Source organism: Methylocystis sp. H62 (assembly GCF_015709515.1).
Classification (GTDB): Bacteria; Pseudomonadota; Alphaproteobacteria; order Rhizobiales; family Beijerinckiaceae; genus Methylocystis.
Window position 1 is genome coordinate 53,259 of sequence record NZ_JADNQZ010000053.1, and the last position, 22,302, is coordinate 75,560.

The 22,302-nt window shown below is 65.0% G+C and carries 22 protein-coding genes; 7 read left to right on the forward strand and 15 right to left on the reverse strand.

Annotation, left to right across the window (positions count from 1 at the left end):
- The first annotated feature begins 5 nt into the window (after nucleotides 1-5).
- Complete coding sequence (locus tag IYY11_RS11130) at nucleotides 6-617, forward strand: phosphatase PAP2 family protein (protein ID WP_196403920.1); 612 nt, start codon at nucleotides 6-8, stop codon at nucleotides 615-617.
- 3 nt (nucleotides 618-620) lie between these two features.
- Here the strand turns inward: IYY11_RS11130 and IYY11_RS11135 are convergent, their stop codons facing one another.
- Both IYY11_RS11135 and IYY11_RS11140 read right to left on the reverse strand, forming a co-directional pair.
- Nucleotides 621-1,238, reverse strand: coding sequence for a GNAT family N-acetyltransferase (locus IYY11_RS11135; protein WP_196403921.1), 618 nt, complete (start codon nucleotides 1,236-1,238; stop codon nucleotides 621-623).
- Between the two features lie 267 nt (nucleotides 1,239-1,505).
- Nucleotides 1,506-2,651, reverse strand: a complete 1,146-nt coding sequence (locus IYY11_RS11140; RefSeq protein WP_196403922.1) for a type III PLP-dependent enzyme — start codon at nucleotides 2,649-2,651, stop codon at nucleotides 1,506-1,508.
- Between the two features lie 651 nt (nucleotides 2,652-3,302).
- On the opposite strand from IYY11_RS11140, the gene IYY11_RS11145 reads away from it, so the two are divergent.
- A complete protein-coding gene (locus tag IYY11_RS11145; protein WP_196403923.1) occupies nucleotides 3,303-4,871 on the forward strand; it encodes a glucan biosynthesis protein in 1,569 nt (522 codons plus the stop codon).
- A gap of 3 nt (nucleotides 4,872-4,874) precedes the next feature.
- Here IYY11_RS11145 and IYY11_RS11150 read toward each other — a convergent pair whose 3' ends face one another.
- Nucleotides 4,875-5,690: a creatininase family protein gene (locus tag IYY11_RS11150; protein ID WP_196403924.1), complete on the reverse strand. Its 816-nt coding sequence runs from the start codon at nucleotides 5,688-5,690 to the stop codon at nucleotides 4,875-4,877.
- Nucleotides 5,691-5,747: 57 nt separating this feature from the next.
- Nucleotides 5,748-6,932, reverse strand: a complete 1,185-nt coding sequence (locus IYY11_RS11155; RefSeq protein ID WP_196403925.1) for a hypothetical protein — start codon at nucleotides 6,930-6,932, stop codon at nucleotides 5,748-5,750.
- 167 nt (nucleotides 6,933-7,099) lie between these two features.
- Between IYY11_RS11155 and IYY11_RS11160 the strand changes: the two genes are divergently transcribed.
- Nucleotides 7,100-7,570 (forward strand): DUF411 domain-containing protein, encoded by a 471-nt coding sequence (locus IYY11_RS11160; RefSeq protein ID WP_246719871.1) that lies wholly within the window; start codon nucleotides 7,100-7,102, stop codon nucleotides 7,568-7,570.
- Here IYY11_RS11160 and IYY11_RS11165 read toward each other — a convergent pair.
- Nucleotides 7,498-8,874 (reverse strand): TIGR03862 family flavoprotein, encoded by a 1,377-nt coding sequence (locus IYY11_RS11165; protein WP_312029720.1) that lies wholly within the window; start codon nucleotides 8,872-8,874, stop codon nucleotides 7,498-7,500. The genes IYY11_RS11160 and IYY11_RS11165 overlap by 73 nt on opposite strands.
- 76 nt (nucleotides 8,875-8,950) lie before the next feature.
- Here IYY11_RS11165 and IYY11_RS11170 point away from each other — a divergent pair, with 76 nt between their 5' ends.
- Entirely contained in the window at nucleotides 8,951-10,000 is a 1,050-nt protein-coding gene (locus IYY11_RS11170; protein WP_196403927.1) for an RluA family pseudouridine synthase, read from the forward strand.
- On the opposite strand, the gene IYY11_RS11175 is transcribed toward IYY11_RS11170, so the two are convergent.
- Complete coding sequence (locus IYY11_RS11175; protein ID WP_196403928.1) at nucleotides 9,997-10,287, reverse strand: type II toxin-antitoxin system RelE/ParE family toxin; 291 nt, start codon at nucleotides 10,285-10,287, stop codon at nucleotides 9,997-9,999. The two genes, IYY11_RS11170 and IYY11_RS11175, sit on opposite strands and share 4 nt — an antisense overlap.
- Complete coding sequence (locus IYY11_RS11180) at nucleotides 10,284-10,529, reverse strand: type II toxin-antitoxin system ParD family antitoxin (protein WP_196403929.1); 246 nt, start codon at nucleotides 10,527-10,529, stop codon at nucleotides 10,284-10,286. Before IYY11_RS11180 ends, IYY11_RS11175 begins: the two co-directional genes overlap by 4 nt.
- A gap of 152 nt (nucleotides 10,530-10,681) precedes the next feature.
- On the opposite strand from IYY11_RS11180, the gene IYY11_RS11185 reads away from it, so the two are divergent.
- Nucleotides 10,682-11,698, forward strand: a complete 1,017-nt coding sequence (locus IYY11_RS11185; protein ID WP_196403930.1) for a ribonuclease T2 family protein — start codon at nucleotides 10,682-10,684, stop codon at nucleotides 11,696-11,698.
- A gap of 40 nt (nucleotides 11,699-11,738) precedes the next feature.
- Here IYY11_RS11185 and IYY11_RS11190 read toward each other — a convergent pair whose 3' ends face one another.
- The 4 genes from IYY11_RS11190 to epmA all read right to left on the reverse strand — a co-directional run bounded on the left by IYY11_RS11190 (nucleotide 11,739) and on the right by epmA (nucleotide 16,709).
- The gene (locus IYY11_RS11190; RefSeq protein ID WP_196403931.1) at nucleotides 11,739-12,038 is read right to left on the reverse strand and encodes a hypothetical protein; all 300 of its coding nucleotides are present in this window, start codon (nucleotides 12,036-12,038) and stop codon (nucleotides 11,739-11,741) included.
- A gap of 17 nt (nucleotides 12,039-12,055) precedes the next feature.
- Nucleotides 12,056-13,876 carry a translational GTPase TypA gene (gene typA / locus IYY11_RS11195; RefSeq protein ID WP_196403932.1) on the reverse strand — a complete coding sequence of 607 codons (1,821 nt, stop codon included), beginning with the start codon at nucleotides 13,874-13,876 and terminating at the stop codon, nucleotides 12,056-12,058.
- Between the two features lie 175 nt (nucleotides 13,877-14,051).
- Nucleotides 14,052-15,530 (reverse strand): hypothetical protein, encoded by a 1,479-nt coding sequence (locus IYY11_RS11200; RefSeq protein ID WP_196403933.1) that lies wholly within the window; start codon nucleotides 15,528-15,530, stop codon nucleotides 14,052-14,054.
- Nucleotides 15,531-15,665: 135 nt separating this feature from the next.
- Nucleotides 15,666-16,709 carry an EF-P lysine aminoacylase EpmA gene (epmA, locus tag IYY11_RS11205; RefSeq protein WP_196403934.1) on the reverse strand — a complete coding sequence of 348 codons (1,044 nt, stop codon included), beginning with the start codon at nucleotides 16,707-16,709 and terminating at the stop codon, nucleotides 15,666-15,668.
- 96 nt (nucleotides 16,710-16,805) lie between these two features.
- Here epmA and efp point away from each other — a divergent pair, with 96 nt between their 5' ends.
- Complete coding sequence (gene efp / locus IYY11_RS11210) at nucleotides 16,806-17,375, forward strand: elongation factor P (RefSeq protein ID WP_018407021.1); 570 nt, start codon at nucleotides 16,806-16,808, stop codon at nucleotides 17,373-17,375.
- Nucleotides 17,376-17,492: 117 nt separating this feature from the next.
- On the opposite strand, the gene IYY11_RS11215 is transcribed toward efp, so the two are convergent.
- Together IYY11_RS11215 and IYY11_RS11220 are read right to left on the reverse strand one after the other, a co-directional pair.
- The gene (locus IYY11_RS11215; protein WP_196403935.1) at nucleotides 17,493-17,900 is read right to left on the reverse strand and encodes a very short patch repair endonuclease; all 408 of its coding nucleotides are present in this window, start codon (nucleotides 17,898-17,900) and stop codon (nucleotides 17,493-17,495) included.
- Between the two features lie 151 nt (nucleotides 17,901-18,051).
- On the reverse strand, nucleotides 18,052-19,263 hold the full coding sequence (locus IYY11_RS11220) for a DNA cytosine methyltransferase (protein WP_196403936.1): 1,212 nt from the start codon (nucleotides 19,261-19,263) through the stop codon (nucleotides 18,052-18,054).
- 224 nt (nucleotides 19,264-19,487) lie between these two features.
- Between IYY11_RS11220 and IYY11_RS11225 the strand changes: the two genes are divergently transcribed.
- Entirely contained in the window at nucleotides 19,488-19,796 is a 309-nt protein-coding gene (locus IYY11_RS11225) for a hypothetical protein (RefSeq protein ID WP_196403937.1), read from the forward strand.
- A gap of 28 nt (nucleotides 19,797-19,824) precedes the next feature.
- On the opposite strand, the gene IYY11_RS11230 is transcribed toward IYY11_RS11225, so the two are convergent.
- The gene (locus tag IYY11_RS11230; protein ID WP_196403938.1) at nucleotides 19,825-21,495 is read right to left on the reverse strand and encodes a ribonuclease J; all 1,671 of its coding nucleotides are present in this window, start codon (nucleotides 21,493-21,495) and stop codon (nucleotides 19,825-19,827) included.
- Nucleotides 21,492-22,280 carry a biotin--[acetyl-CoA-carboxylase] ligase gene (locus IYY11_RS11235; protein ID WP_210331314.1) on the reverse strand — a complete coding sequence of 263 codons (789 nt, stop codon included), beginning with the start codon at nucleotides 22,278-22,280 and terminating at the stop codon, nucleotides 21,492-21,494. Before IYY11_RS11235 ends, IYY11_RS11230 begins: the two co-directional genes overlap by 4 nt.
- Nucleotides 22,281-22,302 lie beyond the last annotated feature (22 nt).

Here is a 22,302-nt window from a genome sequence, read left to right on the forward strand (position 1 = left end):
GCGTCATGGCGTTCACATCGGACCAGCTGGCGAAGCTGACGCGAGACGCGTCACCAAAGCCGCAAGCAGACATCGGCGTCGCCGCCACTTGGGGCCAACGTCTCTTCGAACTTGACCTCGCGGCGGTTCATCTCTTCTCACGAACGGCGCGCTCCGCGATCGGCAGATTCCTCGCCGTCGCGATCAGCAAGCTCGGCAATGGCTGGATCTATCTGATCCTCGCGCCCATCGTCCTCATCGGCCTCGGCTGGCAAGGGCTGCATGTCGCGGCGCTCGCGGGATTGAACGCCGCGCTGCTGCATATGCTCTATCCCATCATCAAGCGCCGCTTCGGCCGCAAACGCCCGTTCCATGTCGACGCGCGGCTGCCGTCATTGTTGAAGACGCTCGACGATCACTCCTTCCCCAGCGGCCACGCCATGACGCTCACCGGCGTGCTCGCGCCCATCGTCATCGCCTGGCCGGCGACGACGCTATCGGCCGGCCTTCTTCTGCTGTCGATGGCCTGGTCGCGAATCGCGACGGCCCACCATTATCCGAGCGACGTCGCCGCCGGCGTGGCGCTTGGCGCCGGCCTCTCCTACCCGCTGGCGCGCGGCATTCTCGCCTATTGGTGAAAGTCACGCGGCCTGCGGCAAGACGATCGCAGGCATAGTCGCGGGAATCACGCGCCCCTGCGCGGCCGATAGCGCGCCGTCGACAAGCTCCAAGCCCAGAAAGCGCGCGCGCTCGACCGGTCCCGGCATGATCAGCCGCTCGGTGAACCGGCGCTCGAAACCAAAGCGCGCATAATAGGGGGCGTCGCCGACGAGCAGCACGGCGCGATGGCCGAAATCGGCGGCGCGTGCGAGCGACTCGCGAATCAGCGCGCCGCCGACGCCGAGCGAACGCGCCCTCGCCGCCACGGCGAGCGGACCCAGCAGCAGCGCCGCGCGGCCGCCGGCGAGAACCGGCCAAAGCCGCAGCGTGCCGATGAGCGCGCCGACGCTGTCGGTCGCGACAAGCGCGAGGCCGGGCGCCGGCGCCGATCCGTCGCGCAGCCGCTGGCAGGTCTTCAAGAACCGCGCGGGACCGAAGGCGTCGTCGAGCAAAGCTTCGCGCGCCGCGACATCGGCGGGCGTTTCTTCGGCGAGCGTAAATGGACCGCGCGCCTCCAGGCGCGCATGGGACATGGCGGAGCAGGCGCGCCTGGAGGCGCGCGATCCAGCGTCAAAGTCGTGGTGAGCAAGAAAGGCCATCTTTCCTCCCTTAAGAAGGACAAGCGACCCTCGCGCCTGGCGCATGACGCGCCCGCCGATCGGGACTGACAGTAGTGTGAGGCGAATCCTTCTCCCGCTTGCGGGAGAAGGTGGCCCTCGCTTCAGCGAGGGTCGGATGAGGGCCCTCACCCGTCACGCGTTCCGCGTGACACCCTCTCCCGAACTGAAGTCGGCTATAGCCGACTTCAGCGCTATCTGTGCAAACCGGGAACACCCGGTTTGCAGCGGGAGAGGGTGAGCGCCGGCTCAGATCACATGCGTCTCGAGCGGCGGGAAACCGTTGAAGCCCACGGCCGAATAGGTCGTCGTATAGGCCCCGGTTCCTTCGATCAGCACTTTCGCGCCGATCTCGAGCGAGATCGGCAGCTGATAGGGCTGCTTCTCGTAGAGCACGTCGACGCTGTCGCAGCTCGGACCCGCGACGACGCAGGGACTCGTCGGCGCCCCGTCCGCCGGCGTGCGGATCGGATAGCGGATCATCTCGTCGGTCGTCTCGGCGAGGCCGTTGAACTTGCCGATGTCGAGATAGACCCAGCGAATCTCGCTGTCCTCCTCCGACTTCTTCGAGATCAGCACGACTTCCGCCTCGATCAGTCCGGCGTTGCCGACCATGCCGCGGCCCGGCTCGATGATCGTCTCCGGAATGCGGTTGCCGAAATGCTTCGACAGCGCGCGGAAGATCGCATTGCCATATTGCTTCACCGCCGGCACGTTCTTGAGATATTTCGTCGGGAAGCCGCCGCCGAGATTGACCATCTGCAGATTGATTCCGCGCTCCGCGAGTTCGCGGAAGATCGCCGACGCGGACTTCAGCGCCGCGTCCCACATGCGCGGATTCGTCTGCTGCGAGCCGACATGGAAGGAAACGCCATAGGCGTTGAGGCCCAGCCGGTGCGCATGCTCCAGAACGCCGGTCGCCATCTCGGGCGCGCAGCCGAATTTGCGCGACAAGGGCCATTCGGCGCCCGAGCCGTCGCAGAGAATGCGGCAGAACACCTTGGAGCCGGGCGCGACGCGCGCGATCTTCTCGACTTCCGCCTCGCAGTCGACCGCGAAGAGCCGCACGCCAAGCGCATAGGCGCGCGCGACGTCACGCTCCTTCTTGATCGTATTGCCGAAGCTGATGCGGTCGGCCGACGCGCCCGCGGCGAGGACCTGCTCGATTTCGACGACGGACGCCGTGTCGAAGCACGAGCCGAGCGACGCGAGGAGCGAGAGCACTTCCGGGGCCGGATTGGCTTTCACCGCATAGAAGACGCGCGTATCCGGCAACGCCCTGGCGAAGCCGACATAGTTTTCACGCACGACGTCGAGATCGACGACGAGGCAAGGTCCGTTGTCGCGCCCGTTGCGTCGGCGCTCGGCGAGGAAATCGAGAATACGGTCGGTCATTGTGGCCCCCTTGCGCGGCGAACCGCGCCCAGATCGTTGAGCGTCAACGGACACGCCGCTCCGTTCGCCCGCGCGCGATGGAGACGCGACGAACGTTGGGTTTAGCTGTCCAAGGCCGCGCGAGCGCAAGCGCTCACACGGCTGGTTGATGCGCCGTTGACTGGACCGATGCGAAATGATGCACGCCTGAGCGCGCACGCTTCCGCGGGTACAGCCATCGATTGGAAAGGGAGAATCCCGATCCGCACGCCCGGCAAGAAAGACAAGCCTCTTCGGTACGCCGACCTTTGGAGGGTCGACAGAGACGAAAAAGCCCGGTCCGTCGTTGCTTTAAGTCGCGATCCTCCGCAGAGACGGAGTTCGCCGGTTCGCCTCCGGCTGCCGGTTTTACGCTGGCGGTTGACCGGCCTCTTGTCCGGATCCCCGCCTACCGACACACGACCACAGGCACGTGCGATTTGGGCAAGGACTTAGATACGCGCTTTTGCCGCTGTGACAAGCGGTTTTTGCCCCATGCGATTATTTTTTCAGCGGGTGATGCATCTTGGTCGCGCGAGCCCGCGTCGAGCCGCCGGCTTCTTGCGCAAGCGAGACGATGGGGCTAGAGCAGCAGTCAAATCGTGAAGGAAAGACCTTGGTTCGGACGCGGGAATGACGCGAATAACACGGCGCCAATTCGCCGGGGCGCTCTCTGCAACAGGCGCGCAATTTGCGCTCAAAGTCCCGGCGCTGGCGGCCTCAGACGTTCCCAAGCCGCGGTTCGGCTTTGAGAACGTCGTGCAGCGGGCGCACGACCTGGCGCTGGCGCCGTTCGACACTGCGGTTCCGCCGCGTCTGCCGGATCCCTTCGACGCTTTGGATTTCGACACATGGCGAGGGATTCGCTTCAAGCGCGAACATGATATTTTTGCGGGCGCGGACGGCGGCTTCCGGCTAGAGACGTTCCATCTCGGCTTTCTCTATCGTCGCCCGATGACGGTGAATATGATCCGCGACGGCATCGCGACGCCGATCCCCTATTCGCCGGCGCTCTTCGACTATGGCCGCCTCAAGGTCGAAAAGGCTCCCCCCGTCAACACCGGCTTCGCCGGCTTTCGCCTGCATTTCCCGGTCAACGAGCCTCATGTGCACGATGAGGTGATCTCCTTCCTCGGCGCGAGCTATTTCCGCTTTCTCGGCCGCGATCAGAAATATGGGCTTTCCGCGCGAGCGCTTTGCGTCGAGACCGGCTCCGAGCACGAGAGCTTTCCGTTCTTCCGTGAATTCTGGATCGAAACGCCGGAGAAAGGCAGCAATCACGCGACGCTCTATGCGCTGCTCGACGGCGAGGCTGCGACAGGAGCCTTCAGATTCGATCTCTTCGCTGGACAGGAGAGCGCGCTCGAAATCCAGGCGACGCTTTTCCCGCGGCGCGCGGGGATGAAGCTCGGCCTCGCGCCGCTCACGTCGATGTATCTGACCGGCGAAAACGACCGGGACGTGCGCGACGGCTTTCGCACCGAATTGCACGATTCCGACGGGCTCTTGATCCGCACCGGCGCCGGCGAATGGTTATGGCGCCCGCTCACCAATCCTCCGCGAACGCGGATCTCGTCCTTTCTCGACAACAACAATCGCGGCTTTGGGCTGCTGCAGCGCGACAGAACGTTCGAATCCTATCAGGATCTTGATCTCGCCTATGAAAACCGCCCGAGCTATTTCGTCGAACCTGTCGGCGACTGGGGCGAAGGCCGCGTCGAACTGCTCGAACTGCCGACGCGTGACGAAACCAACGACAATATCGTTGCGAGCTGGACGCCGGCGAAGTCGCCTGAGCCCGGCGCGCCCTTCGTTTACGCCTATCGTATCACCGCCGGACTCGACATGCCGCAGCTCGCGCCCAACGGCATGGTCGTCAACACCTTCGAGGCGCCGGCGCGGGCGCTTGGCTCGGCCGAGCCCCTCGATCCCGCCGCACATCGTTTCATCGTCGATTTCGCCGGCGGCGACCTCGCCTATTACGTGGCCGATCCGGGTCAGGTCGAAGCGGTGGCGACGACGAACGCCGGGCGCGTGTTGCGCGCCAGCGTCGCCGCCAACGTGCATATCGGCGGACTGCGGGCGCTCTTCGACGTTTCGGTGCAGCCGGGCCAGACCGCCGATCTTCGGCTGTTTTTACGCGCGCATGGGCGCACGCTCACCGAGACCTGGACCTATCCGTGGACAGCGCCGGCGGCGTGACGCTCAGTCGTCCATGCTCTTGAGCCGCGTCAGATCGAACGCCTCGACGTCGCGCAACAATTCGATGAAGGCCGTCGCCCAATAATCCGCCACCGCTTCGCCTTTCTCGGCGCTGGCTTTCGACGCGTCGCCCATGGCGCCCGCAGGCGAGAGATCCTGCGCCATCCAGCCGAACCCCGCGGGGCGGTCGGCGCGTAGCCAGGCGAAATCGCGCTCGAAGTCGAGCGTCGCCGGCGGGAAGTTTTTGGCGCGCGCCATGTCGACGAGGTCCGGCCTGAAGGCGAGCATGAGCGACGTTTCGATTTCGCCGCCATGAATTCCGTGGCGCAGCTCCGCCGCAGAGAACAGTCCATCGGGATAGCCGAAACGCGCCCAGGAGACGATGACCGCCAGCGCGCCGAAACGGGCGCGCAGATCCAGCGCCGCCTGCGAAATGAGCGCGGAATTGCCGCCATGCGAATTGAGGAGCGCCAGCTTTTTCACGCCGGTGCGCAGGACGCCCTCGGCGATCTCGGCGAGGACGCGCGAGGCGGTCTCATTCGTCAGCGTCAGCGTGCCCGGGAAGTCGCGATGCTCGGTCGAGACGCCGACGCTCTGGATCGGCAGAAAGACCGCTTCGAGATCTTCGGGCAGGCGCGCCGCGACTAGATCAATGCATCCTTCCATGATCATAGCGTCGACGCCGAGCGGCAGATGCGGCCCGTGCTGCTCCACCGCCGCGATCGGCAGAACGGCGATGACGCGCGACATGTCATGCGCGCGCATATCGCGCATCGAGAGCTCGGACCAGAAGGGCGACGGCAGCATGGCGCGCAGCATATGCGTCTTGCCTCCCGAGGGGAATGCGGCGCGCCCAACGGAACGCCTTAATGTTCGTCAGAGTCCCGTCAGTTTCATGAAGAGCTTTTGAGCCATCTCGGCGACAGGATATTTGAACAAGAAGAGTGGCGGCATCGGCAGCAGCGCCGCGGCGAGAATGATCGCCAGCAGGCGAATGCTGACAGGCGCCAGGCGCATATTTCGCACAACGCCGACGCTATTGCCGAGATCGGCAAGCGATTGCAAGTCCGGCGTCCCCAGCAAAGGCTCTCGGTCAGGAGACGCTTCGCCAAACCATTTGCGCTCGAAATCCTCGACGTATCGCGCCGCAAGCACCGTGTAGTCGCGCAGTCCCCTTTCTCTGCATTCCATCAGCTTGAAGGCGAAGAAACAGGGCGGACCGAGAAACAGCACGATGTCGAGGATCACAATGATGGCCGTCGCCAGATAGATCGGGTCAAAAGACGCGCCCGCCGACATTTCCTCGGCGAAACCGGCGGCGACGAGCAGTGAGATGGCGAACGCCAGAGGCGCCAAATGGTTTTGGACGACTTCGAGATATCCGAGGCCCCCAACGCCGTCGGGATGCGTCGGCGTCAAGTGAAGCTCCATTCGGGCCAAGCGCCAAAGGAAACGCCACCAGAGCGCGAGTCGCCAAACCCAACGAAACGCCAGAAAGCGAAACAGCGGCAGACAGACCATCCAGTACCACAAACCGGCAAGCGGCATGAGGGCCAAGGCGCGGCCCGATTCGGGCGACGCGGTCTTTCCAGACAGATGAAGCTGCGCCGCGAAAAGAAACATCAGCACTGTCGCCGCGAGCGAGGTCGCATCCGGAATCCAGGAATTGCTCCAGCGGGCGAGGCTGCGAACTTCAGCCTGCAAGGCGGGAAAAGCCGCTTTCGACGCCACGCCGGAACGCAACAAGGTCGAGAGAAACTCCCGCGCTTGCCGATCAAACGTGGTTTCGCAAAAAAACAGCAGCGGAATGACCGCCAGCAACCGAATGTGCCCGCCGATGACCGAGAGCGTAAAGAACTTCCCGCGATCGCCTTCAAGCGCCGCCAAGGCGACGAGGACGATCCAGGGGACCAGCCCGAGGGCGATCCCGAGGGGGAGCGTATTCGGCCCCGGACGGACGAGGCCAAGCCGCCGTCCGAGCCTGTGAAGGGGGCCGCCAAGAAGCGAGAATTCGCTGAGCAGGTCGTCGGCGATGTGCGGGCTCGTGGCGGATTGGCTCATGCACCCCTTCCGATGGTAAGCGCTGGGTTCGTTCGGGCGACGTCTTGCCGCTTTTGCCGGCGACAACGACATACTACCGCAAGCGACTTCGCGCGAATGCCATTCCGACGATGCATCCGAATTCGGAGCGGGCGCGCATGGAGCGCGCGAGACAAGGATCGACGCTCATGGCCAATAACCTCTTCACCCGACGCGAGACGCTGCGGCTTGCCGCCGTCGCGGCGCTTATCCCCGGATGGGCGCGCGCCGAAGACGCGACGAAGGTCGTAATGCATAAAAGCCCGACATGCGGGTGCTGCGGCGCGTGGAGCGCGCGCATGCGCGAGGCCGGCTTCATCGTCGAGGAGATCGTCGAAGCCGATATGCCGTCGGTGAAGAAGCGCCTCGGCGTGCCTGAGCCGCTGTCCTCCTGCCACACGGCCGAGATCGACGGCTACATCGTCGAAGGCCATGTTCCCCCGCAGGCGGTCGCGCGGCTCTTGAAGGAGCGGCCGGACGCCGTCGGCCTCGCCGCGCCGGGCATGCCGGCGGGATCGCCCGGCATGGAGGGCGGCGCAGCGGAGGTCTACAGGCTGTATTTGTTCGATGCTTCCGGGGCGCGCCCGTTTGGCGACTGGCGGGGCGACAAGCCCGTCTGACCGGGCTCGGACGGCGCGACCGATTGATCTGGCGAAAGGCCGAGATAGCGGGCGGCCCCGCGTCCCGCCGCCAGTCCGGTGGAAAAGGCCGCCTGCAGCAGATAACCGCCCGTCGGCGCGTCATAGTCGAGCATCTCGCCCGCGACGAAAACGCCCGGCAGCTTCTTGAGCATCAGATTGTCGTCGAATTCGTCGAAGGAGACGCCGCCGGCGGTTGAGATGGCGCGCTCGAGACCGCCGACGCCTGTGACGGTGAGCGGCGCATTCTTGATGAGCCCGGCAAGCGTTTCCGCGTCGCGCGGCAGGCCCTCCCCGCGCCCCTCGCGCAGGAGCCCGATCTCGACTTTCGAGAACCCGGCCTTGCGCAGAAAATTTGCATGCGACTGTTTCTGCGGACGCCGCGACAGCTTGCGGGTCAGGCAATCGAGACTGGTGTCGGGCCGCAGATCGATCGACAGCGTCGTCGGGCCGTGTTTTTGCGTGACGTCGCGCAGCTGCGAGGAGAGCGCGTAAACCGGCCCGCCTTCGAGTCCGGCGCGCGTGACGACGACATCGCCGCGCGCCGTAGACGCGCCATGGCGCAGCAACGCCGTCTTGATCGGCTGGCCTTCGAAATCGTCGCGAAAGATCGCGCTCCACTCGATCAGCGCGCCGCTGTTGGCGGCGACGAGCGGCGTGACGCGCACGCCTTGCGCGCCCAGCCGCGCCGCCCAGGCGCCGTCGGAGCCGAGCCGCGGCCAGGAGGCGCCGCCGAGCGCGAGCACCAGGGCGTCGACCTTGCGGGTGAATTCGCCATCCGGGCCGACGAGGCGCAGCGCCCCCGATTCGGCGAAACCCGCGAAGTCGTGGCGGGTCACGATCGTGACGCCAAGCCGCGTCAGCCGCCGCAGCCAGGCGCGCAGCAGCGGCGAGGCCTTGAAACTTGCCGGAAAAACCCGGCCGCTGGAGCCGACGAAGGTCGTCTCGCCAAGCTCGGCGCAGAAGTCGCGCAGCGCCTGCGGCGGCCAGGCGCGGATGAACGGCGCGATCCTCGCGGCCCCCGCGCCATAGCGCGAGATGAAACGCTCGAGGCCTTCGCTATGGGTGATGTTGAGCCCGCCCCGCCCCGCCATCAGGAATTTGCGCGCGGGGCTCGCTTTGTGCTCATAGATAACGACGCGCGCCCCGGCGCGCGCGAGCGCGTCGGCGGCGAAAAGGCCGGCGGGGCCCGCGCCGATGACGGCGCAGAACGGAGCCTCGGCGTCGCTAATGGAAGAGCCTCCCTTGGGCGGCGTTTTTCGATGCGCATAATGGCGAAGGTTCACGCCTCCGCTCGCGCCACGCCCGCGTTTCGGTGGCTCTCATATCATGTGCGCGTCGGCGCGCGGAAAAAAAGCTGAAATGACAGTCAAGGCTCTGCCTCAAATTGACGCATCCGCCGAGCGCTTCGAATTTCTCGTTGCGCCGCAGCACGCCGGCGCCCGGCTCGACCGCTTTCTCGCCGAACAGCCGGAGATCGTCGCCGCGCATCTGTCGCGCAGCCGCATCAAGGGGCTGATCGAGGACAGCCGCGCGACCCTTGCCGGCGAGACGGCGCGCGATCCGGCCAAGAAGCTCGGCGCCGGAGATCACGTCACGCTCGACGTGCCGCCGGCGACTCCGGCCGAGCCGCAGGGCGAAGATATCGCGCTCACCATCGTCTATGAGGACGAACATCTCCTCGTCATCGACAAGCCGGCCGGCCTCGTCGTGCATCCGGCGAGCGCGCATGAGAGCGGCACGCTGGTCAATGCGCTGATCGCCCATTGCGGCGACAGCCTTTCCGGCGTCGGCGGGGTGAAGAAGCCCGGCATCGTGCATCGCATCGACAAGAATACGAGCGGCCTCTTGGTCGTCGCCAAGACCGACGCCGCGCATCATGGCCTCTCGCGCCTCTTCGCCGACCACGGCCGCAAACTGTCGCTGACGCGCGAATATTTCGCCTTCGTTTGGGGCGTTCCCGACCGCGCGCATGGAACGGTCGACGCGCCGCTCGGCCGCCATTCGACGCAGCGCGAGAAAATGGCGGTGGTGCCGGAAGCGCGCGGCCGCGAAGCGATCACGCATTGGGAGAAGGTCGAAGATTACGGCGTCGCGTCGCTGCTGCGCTGCCAGCTGGAGACCGGCCGCACGCATCAGATCCGCGTGCATATGGCGCATATCGGCCATCCGCTGATCGGCGATCAAACCTATGGCGCGGGTTTTAAAACCAAGGTCGCGAAACTGACGCCCGCCGCCCGCGAGACCGTCGAGCGTTTGGGCCGCCAGGCGCTGCACGCCGCGACGCTGGGGTTTGAGCATCCGGTGACGAAAGAGGAGATGATGTTTGAAAGCGAATTGCCGGAGGATTTGGCGGGGCTGCGGGAGGCGCTTCGCGCCACAGCGAATAGCGGAACCGCCCGCGGCTCTTAAAGGTGACGCTGGAAATCCATCCGCTGATGCAGGCTGCGGACAATTTCGACGCCTTTTGGCGCTTTCCGGTAAAAGAGCACATGAGCGCCGACAGCGTGCTTCCAGTAGCCGGCGCGAACATCGTCGCAGGCGCGGCCGCGCTCGGGATCGGCGGCGACATACGCCATCGCGACCGCGACTTGGCGAAGATATTTTTCCGCTTGATCGGCGCCCCAACGGGCGACCGTGTAAGTCCAGATGTCCTCAAGGTCAGCCTGCGCGCGCGGCGTTAACGCGTAACGTCTCATCCCTTAACTTCAGCGCGCTTGCGCGCAATAAACGCCTCCATGTCGAAGGGCGTCGCTGCGCCGCTCTCTTCGCCTTCGATCAAGGCGACGCGCAGCGCGCCGAGCCTGACCTCCTGCTCTTCGAGCAAGCGCAGCCCTGCTCGGACCACATCGCTGGCCGAGCCATAGCGACCTTCGGCGACTTGGCTTTCAACGAAGGCGGCGAGACGATCGCCGATGACGATGGACGTGTTCTTAGCCATGGCGGGGCGGCTCCCAATTTTGGGATACCAAAATATGGTACAGCGATGTTCGGCGCAACTTCGGGAGGCGTTCGCGCAATCAGGCGATGCTTGCTCGCACACGCCGCCCAGATTACCCTTCCGCGCGTTGCTGATTTTGTGGAGTTTTTGTCATGCGCGCACGCGCTGTTCGAATCCTGCTTTGTTCGTCATTGTCGCTCGTCGCCTCAGGCGCGACGGCGGATACGCCTGCATCGGGAACTTTCGTCGCCCGTCAGTCCTGTCCCGCGCTTCAATCGATCAGAACCGGCGCCAATCCCGGCAATATCAGCGTCGAGCAGAATGGGCATTATTCCATTTTCGCCAAGAACAAGCCGAACGCGACTCATTATCTCATCGATGTCCCCGACGCTCAGCCGGGGCGCCGGTGGGTCGCGGTCGGATGCGGCGAGGCGAGGCTCGCTGAGGGCGGCGGCAAGCCGGAGAGCGGCGGCGAAGAAGCCTCGGGCGGGCAAGAGCCTGACGGCGGCGCCGCGGCGCAAAAGCCGGATTACATCCTCGCCGTGAGCTGGCAGCCGGCGTTTTGCGAAGGCAAGCCCGACAAGACGGAATGCGAAACGCAAAGACCCGACCGGTTCGACGCGACGCATTTCGCGCTGCATGGGCTCTGGCCCAAAAAACAATATTGCAACGTCGATCGCCACATCGTCGCCGCCGATAAGGACAACCGGTGGAACGGCCTGCCCGAGCCCGAACTCTCCGACGCGACACGGCATGCGCTGTCGGAAGTCATGCCGGGAACGATGTCGCTGCTCGAACGGCACGAGTGGATCAAACATGGCACGTGCTTTCCGGGAAGCGCGGCGGAAATCTATTTTTCACGGATGCTGGCGCTGATGTCGCAGCTGAACAGCTCCAAGGTTCAGGGGCTTTTCGCGGCGCATATCGGCGAGGAAATCACGCGCGATCAACTCAAGGCGGCGTTCAACGAAACCTTCGGCGACGGCGCCGCCGATCGGGTGCGCGTCGCCTGCAAGAGAGACGGCGGCCGCAATCTCATTGTCGAGATGACCATCGGATTGGTGGGAGACGTCAAACCCGACAGCAAACTCGCCGACCTCATCGCCGCCGCGCCGACGACAGACCCCGGCTGCCCAAGCGGGGTGGTCGATGCAGTGGGGCTGCAGTAGAAAAAGGCTGAAGCTTTCGATGGCTCGCGTCTAGTTGCGCTCATGGCTGGGCGAGAACGCCCGCTAAAAGCGCGGCGCTCAAGATGATCGTGGCGCCGATCACGGCGGTCAACTCCCTGCTAAGAACGATGGCGCCGTCTTCGTCTTCGAACCTGCACCTGCCGAGCGGCTTGAGCTTCGACTCATCTTCCGAGACGCCCAGCGGGCGGTAACGACCGAAACTAAGAAGCCAGATCACCGGCCAGCCAAGAATGTAGCCAAGCGTAAAAAGCAACTCCATGCATTGCAGAATTACCGGGCCCCAGTCGATCATTGCAGCGTCGTCTTCGTAGCGTTGCACTTTCTTCAGCGACGCCCTCACTCCACCAGCGCGGCCTTGCCCTTCGCCTTCTTGCGATCATTCGGATCGAGAAACACCTTGCGCAAGCGGATCGACTTCGGCGTCACTTCCACGCGCTCGTCGTCCTCGATATAGGCCAGCGCCTTTTCCAGCGTCATCTGGATCGGCGGCGTCAGGCGCACCGCTTCGTCCTTCGACTGGGTGCGGATGTTGGTGAGCTGCTTGCCCTTCAAGACATTGATCTCGAGATCATTGTCGCGCGTATGCTCGCCGACGATCATCCCCTTATAGACCTTCCAGCCCGGCTCGATCATCATCGGGCCGCGATCTTCCAGCTTCCACATCGCGTAGGCGACGGCTTCGCCGGAGTCATTGCTGATCAGCACGCCGTTGCGGCGTCCCTGAATCTCGCCCTTGTAGGGCGCATATTCATGGAACAGGCGGTTCATGATCGCCGTGCCGCGCGTGTCGGTGAGAAGTTCGCCCTGATAGCCGATCAGCCCGCGCGTCGGCGCGTGGAAGACGAGACGCAGACGATTGCCGCCCGACGGGCGCATCTCGATCATCTCGGCCTTGCGCTCGTTCATCTTCTGAACGACGACGCCGCTATGCTCCTCGTCGACGTCGATAACGACCTCTTCGATCGGCTCCAGAATATCGCCGCTCTCATCCTTCTTGAAAACGACCTTGGGGCGCGAGACGCCCAACTCGAAGCCCTCGCGGCGCATGGTCTCGATCAGAATGCCGAGCTGCAATTCGCCGCGGCCCGAGACGATATAGGCGTCGCCCGCCGGCGCGTCCTCGACGCGCAGCGCGACATTGCCTTCGGCCTCCTTGAAGAGGCGCGCGCGGATCATGCGGCTCGTCACCTTGTCGCCTTCCGTGCCCGCGAGCGGGCTGTCATTGACGAGGAAGGTCATGGAGAGCGTCGGCGGATCGATCGGCTGCGCCTGCAGCGGCTCGTTGACTTCCAGCGCGCAGAGCGTGTCGGCGACGTTGAATTTTTCGAGACCGGCGATGGCGACGATGTCGCCGGCTTCCGCCTCCTCGATCGGCTGGCGCTCGATGCCGCGGAAGGCGAGAATTTTCGACACGCGCCCCTGCTCGACGATCTTGCCGGTGCGGTCGAGCACCTTCACCGCCTGATTGGGCTTCACGCTGCCGGCGAAGACGCGGCCGGTGATGATGCGGCCGAGATAGGGGTTGGCCTCGAGCAGCGTGCCGAGCATGCGGAAACCGCCGTCCTCGACGGTGGGCGCCGGCACATGCTTGACGACGAGATCGAACAGCGGCGCCATGCCGTCCTGCGGGCCGGTCGGCTCCTCGGCCATCCAGCCCTGCTTGGCGGAGCCGTAGATGATCGGGAAGTCGAGTTGCTCGTCGGTGGCGTCGAGCGCGGCGAAGAGATCGAACACCTCGTTGACGACTTCCGAGACGCGGGCGTCGGGCTTGTCGACCTTGTTGACGCAGACGATCGGCTTCAGGCCGATCTTGAGCGCCTTGCCGACGACGAATTTGGTCTGCGGCATCGGGCCTTCGGCGGCGTCGACGAGCACGATGGCGCCGTCGACCATCGACAGGATGCGCTCAACCTCGCCGCCGAAATCGGCGTGGCCGGGCGTGTCGACGATGTTGATGCGCACATCCTTCCAGGTGATGGAGGTGGCCTTCGCCATGATGGTGATGCCGCGCTCTTTTTCGAGATCGTTGGAATCCATCACGCGCTCGACGACGCGCTGGTTTTCGCGAAAGGCGCCCGACTGCTGGAGCAGGCGGTCGACGAGCGTGGTCTTGCCATGGTCGACGTGGGCGATGATGGCGATGTTGCGCAGCTGCATGTTTAAAGGCCGGCCAGGTAAAACAGCCGCCTCTGCGGCCGCCCGAGAGCGGCCGGGAACTGGAGACGCTGGCTGTTGTTGCGATGCAGCGTCTCATACCCCAAGGCGGTGGAATTTGGAAGCGGAGCCGGCCTGGGCGATCCCGCCAGGGCCAGACCCTGCCCGAACCCGCGGGCTACCGCGCCGGGCACTGCTCCCGGCAGCGGCGCCAGGCGGGGATGCATTGCGAGCCCAGGCCGCCATCGGCCAGACAGGCGTCGCGCTCGGCGTTGCATTCCCGCAGGCACTGCTCCCGCGGCGTCGGCTCCGGCGGCGGGGGCGGCGGAGGCCGTGGCGCGGTGAAGGTGGTGAGCTCTCCGAGTTCCTGCTCGATCAGGCTCATCGGGCTAAAGACGAAGGAGCTGCCGTCGTCGGGCCCGCCCCACAAGATTCCGTGCAGGCTCGCCTGACTGCCGGTCGGCAGGATGGAGAAGACGGGCGAGCCGCTGTCGCCATTGTCCGTCAGCTTGTTCGTTCCGGTCACTCGCCCGACGCGGCTCTGGCACAGCAGCCTGACGTCAGTGTCCGCGACATTGACGTCGATGCAGGTCGCGCGCACATCGCCAAAGGCCCAGCCCGTCGTGCGGCCGATTTTGTTGAGCCTCATGCCCACCACGGAGTCCGGCGTCTCGCTGACGATCAGAAATGTGCTCGGAGAGCCGTTGATCGTCAGCGAGCCGGTATTGTTCGTCGTTCGCGCGATTTCGAAACGCCCGCGGTCGATCCGATAATCGGCGTAGGCGCTGTCGCTGAAGCGGCATTTCTTGCCCGATGGGCACACGCCGCCGGTGAAGTATCGCGGATCGCTATCCTCATCGCCGATCTTATTGCCGGAAAGCAGCGGATCATTCGGCTGATGGAAATCGTCGTCATTGCTGACGCCGCGATTCTTGGTGCAGTGAGAATTCGTCACGAAGCCGTCGCGGCCGTTGCGCACGACATTGAATCCGAGCGTGCAGAGCTTAAAGGCGAAAACGCCGGTGTCGATTTCGATCTGAACGCCTGCGGGCACCGGCCGACGTTTATCGCGCAACGAGGCGTGGAAACGGATCGGCTGAGTCTCTTCGATGATCAGCGCTTCGAAGGGAACGCCGAGCGATTTCGCCAGGGCTTCGAACCTCTGGCGCGATGGATCGCCGACGACGCCGACGGTCACGCGATTGCGGCGTTCGTCGAGATCGACGAAGACGATCTCCTGGCCGTCGAGCGCCGGGCTGAAGCTTTTCTTCCACTTGGCGAGTTCGACGACGTCGTAGTCGCCCTTGATGATATTCGGTTCTTGAGCGCGGCCTTTGGCGGCGGCGTTTTGCGCCAGGAAATCTGCGCCGAGCACGCTGGCGATGGCCGACGTGACCCGCGACCGCGCGGCTTTCATTGCGTCCGCGCTGCGCAGTTCCGGCGCGTTTTTCATATAGACCTGCAGCGCGCCCTTCTCGTCGAAATACATCCCCCCGAAACCGGGCGCCTGCTCGCCAATTTTCACGAGCTTGTCGTCGAAGGTGGAGACGGGCGCGGCCGGCGGCGCTGCGGGCGCTTGGTTCTGCTGAGCCGAGGCGGCTGTCGCAATCGTCATGGCGAGGGCCACAACAGTTTTCAGCAATAATTTAAGGCCCATCGCGCCCTCCATTAAAATCATGCGCGGCGTGCAAGCGCGTACCGCCCGCGTTCGCCGTCAAATGGCGCCAATATGGACGTCCTAGCCAGCGTAGGATGTACGCGCCAGCGTTGCGTCGTTTATTCGAATGAGAAACTAGTGCGCCGTGCCGGACTCGGCCACTGGCGTCCACAGCACCTGTTCGATGCGCGCCGCCCCCGCCGCGAGCATCACCAGCCGGTCGAAGCCGAGCGCGACGCCGCAGGCCGGCGGCATCTCAGCCAGAGCGGCGAGAAAATCCTCGTCGATTGGATAGGTCTCGTCATAGATGCGGCGCTTCTCCTGCATCTGCGCCTCGAAGCGCCGGCGCTGCTCCGCCGCGTCGGTCAGTTCGGCGAAGCCATTGGCGAGCTCGACGCCGCAGACATAGAGTTCGAAGCGATCGGCGAAGCGCGGATCATCCGTGTTGGCGCGGGCGAGCGCCGCCTCGCTCAACGGATAATCCGTCAGAATGGTCGGCCGCTCGCGACCGAGCATGGGCTCGATCTTTTCGGACATGATCTTGCTAAAGAGATCCGACCAGCCGTCGTCTTCGACAACTCTTATGCCGTCGCGGGCGGCGGCGCGCGCCAGCCCGTCGCGGTCGTCGAGCAGCGATTCCAGATCAATGCTGGCGTGGGTCGCAAAGGCCTCGCAGACGCTGATGATCTGCGGTTCCTCGAAGGGATCGCAAACCCGTCCCATCCAGGCGAAGTCCGTCGCGCCCGCCGCCCGCGCCGCGCTCGCCAGCAGTCCGGCGCAGTCCTCCATCAGCCGCAGCGTCGGCGCCTCGGCGCGATACCACTCCAGCATGGTGAATTCCGGATGGTGCAGGGCCGAGCGCTCGCGATTGCGGAAGACCCGCGCCAGCGTGAAAATCCGCTCCTCGCCCGCCGCGAGCAGCTTTTTGCAGGAAAACTCCGGCGAGGTGTGGAGATAGAGCCGGCTCCGCTCGCCACCCGAACCGATCAGCTCCGTCGCGAAGGCCGAAAGATGCGTTTCATTGCCGCCCGATAGCTGAAGCGCCGCCGTTTCGACCTCGGCGAAGCCTTCCGCGGCGAAGAAGCGTCGGGTGGCGGCGGCGATCGCCGCGCGCGCCTTGAGAAAAGGCTTGCGGTCGGCATAAACATCCCGAGCCCACCAAGGCGACGCGCGCGTCATAAGGCCTCCCGCGAGGCGGGGCCCCGGATTGCCGGCGCGCCCGAAATATGGTCTGACCGCCGTTCATAAACCAAGCCGGCAATAAGGGATATCGACGTGAAAGTCATCGCCAGTTCGATTCGCAAGGGCAATATCATCGAGAGAGATGACGGGCAGCTTTACGTCGTCCTGACCGCCGAAAGTTTTTTCCCCGGCAAGGGCACGCCGACGACGCAGATCGACATGCGCCGCCTCTCGGACGGCGTCAAAACGTCGGACCGCTACAAGACGACCGAACAGGTCGAGCGCGCCTTCGTCGAGGATCAGGATTTCAGCTATCTCTACAATGACGGCGACGGCTATCATTTCATGAATCAGGCGAGCTATGAGCAGATCATCGTGCCCACCGACGTGATCGGCGATCAGGCGCAATGGCTGCAGGAGGGCATGGTCTGCATCCTGTCGATGTTCAACGGCGTGGCCGTTGGCATTCAGTTGCCGCCGCGCGTGACGCTGGAGATCATGGAGACAGAGCCGGCGATGAAGGGCCAGACCGCATCCTCGTCCTATAAGCCGGCGAAGCTCGCCAATGGCGCGCGCGTGATGGTCCCGCCGCATATTCAGCCGGGCACGCGCGTCGTGATCCAGACCGAGGACGGCGCCTATGTCGAGCGCGCCAAGGATTGAGGGCGTGTCCCTCTCCCATCGGGAGAGGGTGTCGCCGGAGGCGACCGGGTGAGGTGAAAAGCCCCCACCCGCGCCGCTTTGCGGCGCGACCTCCCCGCAAGGGGGAGGTATGCGCCCCTACCCCAAGAATTCGCGCAGCTTCTTCTCCGTCGCCGCGGCGTCCTTCAGCTCGCATTCCCAGATCGTGAGGGCGCGCCAGCCCTGCGCCGCGAGCGCCGTCTGATGCGCCGCGTCGCGCGCGACGTTTCGCGCGATCTTGGCGCGCCAATAGTCGGCGTTAGCCTTGGGGCTGCGCGCGCCGCGCGGGCACTCATGCCCGTGCCAGAAACAACCATGGACGAAGATCGCGCGCTTGCGGCCGATGTAGGCGATGTCGGGAGTGCCGGGAACGTCCTTGCGATGCAGCCGATAGAACGGCGCGAAACGCCTCAACATCGTCCGAACGGCGATTTCAGGAGCGGTGTCGCGCCCCTTCACCGCGCGCATGATGGCGGAGCGCTGTTCGGGACTTTCTTTCACGCTCACGCGTAAGACCCCCTCCCCAGCCCTCCCCCGTGGCGCTTCGCTTGCGGGAGAGGGAGCAGAGACCGCTCGTCATAAAGGTTGCGGCTGGCGCGGCAGCGCTGATCGCGACGATTCCCTCTCCCGCGAAGCAGGGGAGGGTTAGGGAGGGGGCTCAAGCCGCCTCCCGCTCGATGCGCGTCTTCAGCAACTGCTCTAACAACTGCCCGATATGCCGCACGACTGGAACGACGACGCCGTCGCCAGTCAAATGATAGGCGTCGCTATAGGTCGGGGGGAGCAAATAATCCTCCGGCAGGCCCATCAGCCGCGCGGTCTCGCGCGCCGACATCAGCCGCGCGCGCACCCTGCCCTTGTCGACGACCAGCACATATTGCCGGCTCGAGCCGCCGGCCGGCGTGCGCAGGCAACCGGCAATCTCGTCGAAACGCGCCTCGGCGCGCTGGACCTTTGCGCCATTCTGATAGCGCGTGCGGCGATAGAGCGTTCCAACCATTTTGCGCCCGGCGCGTTTCGCCTCGGCGATCTTCGCCAGATTGACGTCGCTCATCATGGCGATGAGCGCATTTGTCTCGCTTACGCTATGCCACGCCACATCCGTCGGAGCGTCTTCGATCGCGTCGATCAGCGACTTATTGCGCAGCGGCGGCGCCGGCAAATTCCACCAGAGCCAGTTGTCGCGTAGCCGCTTCGGCAGGCGCTCATGCGCGGCGACAAGCGCGCGGGTGTGAAACGGCGCGTCATTGCGAGTGACGCGAAGCAATCCAGGGCCGTGAGGCGATTTATGGATTGCTTCGTCGCTGCGCGCCTCGCAATGACGGATGGCGAGCGACGAGGGAACCGCGACATCCTCTCGCGCGGCGATGATGAACAGCCGCGGACGCGATTGCGGAACGAACAGCGCCGCGTCGATGACCAGCGCGCCAAATCTGTAACGCTCCTTCGCCAGCGCCTCGCAGATCTTTTCAAAATCCTTGCCGCCATGCGAGGTCAGCGCGCCGCAGACATTTTCGAGCACGATGAGCGACGGGGCGCGCCCCTCTTGGCGCAGCGCCTTCATCAAATCCCAGAACGGCCAGAAGGTCCCCGATCGCTCGCCAGCCAGTCCAGCGCCGGCGCCGGCGAGCGACAGGTCCTGACAGGGGAAGGACGCCCAGACGAGATCGGCGCGGCCGGGCAACTGTGCTGTGGATAACGCGCGCACGTCGCCGACGTGCAGCGCCTCGCCGCCCCAATTGGCGCGGTAGCTCTCCGCCTTTTTGCGATCGAAGTCATTGGCGAACAGGCAGCGCCAGCCGTCGCCAAGCCCGGCGCGGGCCATGCCGCCGCCGGCGAAGAATTCATAATAGGCAGGCCGATCGTCCATGCGCGATTCGCTCCACGTGCAGCGTATCCGCCCGGCGCCGCCGCCGCGACCCAAAAGAAGGGTGACGGCTTTGCGAACGCGAAACCGAGAACGCTGTCACATGGTTTTTATACTTATGTGATTGGGAAAACTCCCGACCTGCTGGCTGGGCCCAACCGGGGCGACAATTTCGTGCAGCCGCTGCCTGACGCGCCTGCGCCTGCTCAGCGATAATGGAGTAAATAATGAAAAAGTTCCTGCCTCTCTTAGCGCTGATTTTTACGCCCGCATTTGCTCACGCGGAGGAGGCCTTCGACTGCAGTAAAAAGTTCGACGGCGAGGTCGAATGCAAGGTCAAGAAGGACAAGGTCGCGGTTAAAGCCGTGGCGATCGACGGCGGCGAATGCGCCGCGCCGACCTCCTCGAAGGTCTACGGAAAGGCCATGAAGAAGGGCGACAAGTTCAAGCTGCCGGGCGCGCTTGAGTGTTTCTACGTCAGCGGATTCACCATCACGACGACGGACGGCAAGACCCAAAAGTTTTACGCCTTCTAAAAGGCGATCCACCTGAGCGCGCCGCTGCTCAGGTGGCCACGACCATCACATGCACGGTGGGCTTCTTGCCCCAGACGGACGACACCGCGCCGCGCACCGCGCGCTCGATCGCCTTCGAAACGGCGTCGGCGTCGCGGCGCCGCGGCCGCGACAATCCCTCGAAAGCCGCGAACAGCGCCTCGTCAATGACTTCGCCCATCTCTTCGCCGAATTTGCCGCGTTTCGGCACGCCGGCGAAGACGACGTCCGGATCGCCGACAAGCTCGCCCTTGCGGTCGACGGCGAGCGCGATGGAGATGACGCCGGTGACAGAGAGGCGCAAGCGGTCGCGCACGGCCCCGTCGTCTTCGGTCAGGACGACGTCGCCATCCTTCATCAGACGGCCGTGCGGGGCCTTGCCGATAATGCCCGGCGCACCGGGCGCCAGTCGCACGATGTCGCCGTTGCGCGCCGAGACGACTTGCGACACGCCATGCGACTTGGCGAAGGCCGCATGCGCCGTGAGATGATGCGCCTCGCCATGCGCCGGGATGGCGATCTGCGGCCGGATCCATTCGTACATTTGCGTGACTTCGCCGCGCCGCGGATGGCCTGAACAATGCACGAGGTGGTCGTGGTCGGTGATGACCTCGACGCCGATGTCGCAGAGCGCGTTGATGACGCGAAGGACCTCGCGTGCATTTCCGGGAATGACGCGCGACGAAAAGATCACCCGATCGCCCGCGACAAGCTTGATCGCCGGATGTTCGTTCACCGCCGCCCGGGCCATGGCGGCGCGGGTTTCGCCCTGGCTTCCGGTCGCAATGACGACGGTCTTGTCGCGCGGCAAGGTCGGCAGCAATTCGGGCGCGTGAAATCCGGGCAGCCCGTCGAGATAGCCGCAGTCTCGCGCAACCTGGATGGCGCGATCCATCGCCCTCCCGGCGACGACGACGGTGCGCCCGCAGGCCTGCGCCGCCTCGCCGATGCCGCGCAGCCGCGCGATATTGGACGCGAAGGTGGTGACCAGCACCCGGCCCGGGGCTTCGGCGATCAGCGTGCGCAACGTGCGCGCGACGTCGGCTTCCGAAAAACTGTCGCCCTCGCGCAGGATGTTGGTCGAGTCGCAGATCAGCGCCGTGACGCCCTCGTCGCCGAGCGCGCGGAGCCGCGCCTCGTCGATGCGCGTCCCGACGCCGGGCTGCGGATCGATCTTCCAGTCGCCGGTGTGGACCAGCAGCCCGAGCGGCGTTCGGATCGCGAGCGCATTCGCTTCCGGAATCGAATGCGCCACGGCGACATATTCGACTTGGAACGGATCGAGATCGAGCTTTGCGCCGGCATGCGTCAGCGAGATGTCGATCTTCGGCGCGCCTGGTTCGTTCAACCGCCGCACTTCCAGGAGGCCCGCCGCAAAGGGCGTGGCGAACACCCTGCATTTGAGCCGCGGCCATAAGGTCGCGAGCCCGCCGATATGATCCTCATGCGCATGGGTGATGCAAATGCCGACGAGATCGCGCGCGATCTTCTCGACGAAGGCGATGTCGGCGAAGACGAGGTCGACGCCGGGCGCCTCCGGCCCGGGAAAGCCGAGGCCGCAGTCGACCATCAGCCATTTGCGCGCTTTCGGCGGCCCATAGCCGTAGAGCGCCATGTTCATGCCGATTTCGCCCAAGCCGCCGAGCGGCACGAAGACGAGGTCTGTTTCCGGCGTCGTCATGCGACGCCCCCCGCCGTGGTCTGGCGCGGGCCGAGCGACACGTCGCCCGCCTCGATGACGCGCTCGCCGTCACGCGTCGCCAAAACCAGCCGGCCGATCGCGTCGATGCTCGCGAAGCGCCCCTCGACGGTCTCGCGCGGCAGCTCAACGCGGATATGGGCGCCGAGATAGGCGGCGTCCTTGAGCCAAGCGTCTCGAATATAGGCGAAGCCCTCGCCGCCGCGCCAAAGATCAAGCGTTTCGACGAGCGCGTCCGACAGATGCGTAAAGAGCGTCGCGGCGTCCGGCGCGTTCGGCCCGATTGACGCCAGCGCGCGCGCTTCGAAGGGCAGATCGCGCGGCGCCTCGGCGCAGTTGACGCCAAGGCCGATGATCGCGACGAAGGCGCGCGGCGCGCGCGCATCGCCTGTCGGCACGCCGACATTCTCAAGCAAAATCCCGCCGAGCTTAGCGCCCTCGAGCAGAAGATCATTGGGCCATTTTAGCGCGAAGCGGCCAGCGTTCCCCGTCGCGGCGCGCAGGCCGCGGATGGCCGCGACGCCCGCCACGAAGCCAAGCTGCGGCGCCACGGCGGCTTCGCCGAAATCGCCAAGAACAAGGCTCGCATGGAGATTGCCCGGCGGCGAAATCCAGTCGCGTCCGAGACGGCCATGGCCGCGCGTCTGCCGCGCGGCGACCACCCATAAAGGTCCCCGCTCGCCCGCCTCGATCAAACGTCGGGCTTCGTCATTGGTCGAATCGACGCTCTCCAGCGCGAGGAGGCGCACGCCGCGGGCGCGCGCCAATGATCCCAACTCCACGCGCGAA

Bases quoted from the DNA above. Each gene is read 5' to 3' on its own strand.
- IYY11_RS11130 (WP_196403920.1), top strand. From the start codon at position 6: ATGGCGTTCACATCGGACCAGCTGGCGAAGCTGACGCGAGACGCGTCA.
- IYY11_RS11135 (WP_196403921.1), bottom strand. From the start codon at position 1,238: ATGGCCTTTCTTGCTCACCACGACTTTGACGCTGGATCGCGCGCCTCC.
- IYY11_RS11140 (WP_196403922.1), bottom strand. From the start codon at position 2,651: ATGACCGACCGTATTCTCGATTTCCTCGCCGAGCGCCGACGCAACGGG.
- IYY11_RS11145 (WP_196403923.1), top strand. From the start codon at position 3,303: ATGACGCGAATAACACGGCGCCAATTCGCCGGGGCGCTCTCTGCAACA.
- IYY11_RS11150 (WP_196403924.1), bottom strand. From the start codon at position 5,690: ATGCTGCGCGCCATGCTGCCGTCGCCCTTCTGGTCCGAGCTCTCGATG.
- IYY11_RS11155 (WP_196403925.1), bottom strand. From the start codon at position 6,932: ATGAGCCAATCCGCCACGAGCCCGCACATCGCCGACGACCTGCTCAGC.
- IYY11_RS11160 (WP_246719871.1), top strand. From the start codon at position 7,100: ATGGCCAATAACCTCTTCACCCGACGCGAGACGCTGCGGCTTGCCGCC.
- IYY11_RS11170 (WP_196403927.1), top strand. From the start codon at position 8,951: ATGACAGTCAAGGCTCTGCCTCAAATTGACGCATCCGCCGAGCGCTTC.
- IYY11_RS11175 (WP_196403928.1), bottom strand. From the start codon at position 10,287: ATGAGACGTTACGCGTTAACGCCGCGCGCGCAGGCTGACCTTGAGGAC.
- IYY11_RS11180 (WP_196403929.1), bottom strand. From the start codon at position 10,529: ATGGCTAAGAACACGTCCATCGTCATCGGCGATCGTCTCGCCGCCTTC.
- IYY11_RS11185 (WP_196403930.1), top strand. From the start codon at position 10,682: ATGCGCGCACGCGCTGTTCGAATCCTGCTTTGTTCGTCATTGTCGCTC.
- typA (WP_196403932.1), bottom strand. From the start codon at position 13,876: ATGCAGCTGCGCAACATCGCCATCATCGCCCACGTCGACCATGGCAAG.
- IYY11_RS11200 (WP_196403933.1), bottom strand. From the start codon at position 15,530: ATGGGCCTTAAATTATTGCTGAAAACTGTTGTGGCCCTCGCCATGACG.
- epmA (WP_196403934.1), bottom strand. From the start codon at position 16,709: ATGACGCGCGCGTCGCCTTGGTGGGCTCGGGATGTTTATGCCGACCGC.
- IYY11_RS11220 (WP_196403936.1), bottom strand. From the start codon at position 19,263: ATGGACGATCGGCCTGCCTATTATGAATTCTTCGCCGGCGGCGGCATG.
- IYY11_RS11225 (WP_196403937.1), top strand. From the start codon at position 19,488: ATGAAAAAGTTCCTGCCTCTCTTAGCGCTGATTTTTACGCCCGCATTT.
- IYY11_RS11230 (WP_196403938.1), bottom strand. From the start codon at position 21,495: ATGACGACGCCGGAAACAGACCTCGTCTTCGTGCCGCTCGGCGGCTTG.